Annotated in this window: 2 protein-coding genes; both read right to left on the bottom strand. The window is 30.6% G+C overall.

What is annotated here, in order from left to right:
* On the bottom strand, positions 1-461 hold a 461-nt coding region (locus ACVC2P_RS00385), incomplete at its 3' end, for a UbiA family prenyltransferase (RefSeq protein ID WP_452596506.1).
* A gap of 7 nt (positions 462-468) precedes the next feature.
* Positions 469-1,674: sulfatase-like hydrolase/transferase (locus ACVC2P_RS00390; protein ID WP_452596507.1), on the bottom strand; the 1,206-nt coding region annotated here is incomplete at its 5' end.

A 1,674-nucleotide genomic window follows, 5' to 3' on the forward strand; every position in this document is an offset into this window, starting at 1 on the left:
ACTCCACCCGCTACAATACGTAGCACAAAGCTTGAAGCTATAGTAATAACGTCTATAATTATTATTTTTTTTAGTATTAAAGTATATAATATATTCAACACAAAGTAAGTAAGTACAACAGTGGTTAACTTCATACCATTAAAACAATACGTTATTAGTATACTACTTAATAGCAGTAGCAACATATAAACAATAGCTTGTTGTTTTTTAATAGCTCCACTTGCAATAGGTCTGTGTTTCTTTTCTGGATGATTTTTATCGAAATCAACATCTATGTAATCATTAAAACAGTATATAGCACTGGCTATTAATGAGAAGCCTAAAAAAGCAATACCTCCATCTAGTAATGCTGAAAAAGAGGTAAACTGCTGATCGAAAAATATAGGCAGAAAAACAAACGCATTTTTAATCCATTGATTAATGCGAATTAAAGTAAATACATTTACTAAATGTTTTCCCATGATTAGGTTAATCGTTAGCAATAGCATTGAAAACGGCGTGCCCGTTTTCATCTATATATTCGTACACGCCAAAAGGTGCGCCTTTGCTTATTATAATATAGCTTTTATCGTCTTGCAGATGTTCTAAGTAACTTCTATTTTCGCTTAAGTGTGCAAATAAAATTCTAAAAAAGTTTACCGGTGTTTTAAAAGCATCATCAAACTCTGGGGCTTTGGTACTCCATTTTATTGCTAATGTAGAGGTGAAAATTGTTTTTACTAACGCTTCGGTTTCTTGTTTTACGGTACTTTCGTTAGTTGTATCGAATCCTACAAATCCACCATGATCTGCCGATACTACTATTAGTGCATTTTTATCTTTTGCCTCAATATTAGTTATAAGTTCTGTAAGCCAAACGTTAGCTTCTTTTAATCGTTTTAAATATAACGTTCTTTCCGTTTCCTTATCTTTTGAAGGGTCTGTAGCATTTGTTATATGGCTTGGTAATAACTTCTGAATGAAATAGAAGTTTTCTGACCTTTTATTAGTTTCTAAAAGTTTGTTTAATTCGGTTTCTAAGTCTTTTTTAATTTCGAACCCTCTTCCTAAATAGTCTACATCATCTAAACTAATATTACAATAATCGTAAGCCATTTTTGGTCTATTTACTAAAAAATAAGGCTTTTCTAGCAGTAAATGTGTTTTGTAATTATTCTTTTTTAAAATAGAGATTACAGGGTTTTCACCCACTATTATCTCTCTAGAATTTATTAACTCTTGATAGGGTTTATTTGGTTTTTGATGATAGTGGTGTCGCATTGCAAAAAACGAAGTGTTAGAGCTTAGTGTAGAGTAATAATTGCTTCGGTAGTTAGCGTACCATTTAAAGCCTTTATTTTCTAACGTTTTTTCAAAAGTACTATTATCAAAATTATATGGTGCTTTCTTTAATTCTTCTTTATTTGCATAACCATCTACTTGTATTACGTAAATATTTGGTTTTGCTTTAAAAACTGCAGACGTAATATCATCTGTTTGTTCCATCCATTGGTTAGATGCTGTAGCATATTTAAATACTTGTGGTAATAAAGTAACCAAAACCGTAACTGCCATTAAAAATTGTAGAACAACAATTTTTTTATAATGTTTATGCACTACAATGGCTACTCCTGTTGCAATCATTAATACTAATAACAGTAAAGTTCTTCGTTTTATACCATAGCTACTTACTAA

It is taken from the genome of Pontimicrobium sp. MEBiC01747, from assembly GCF_053601635.1.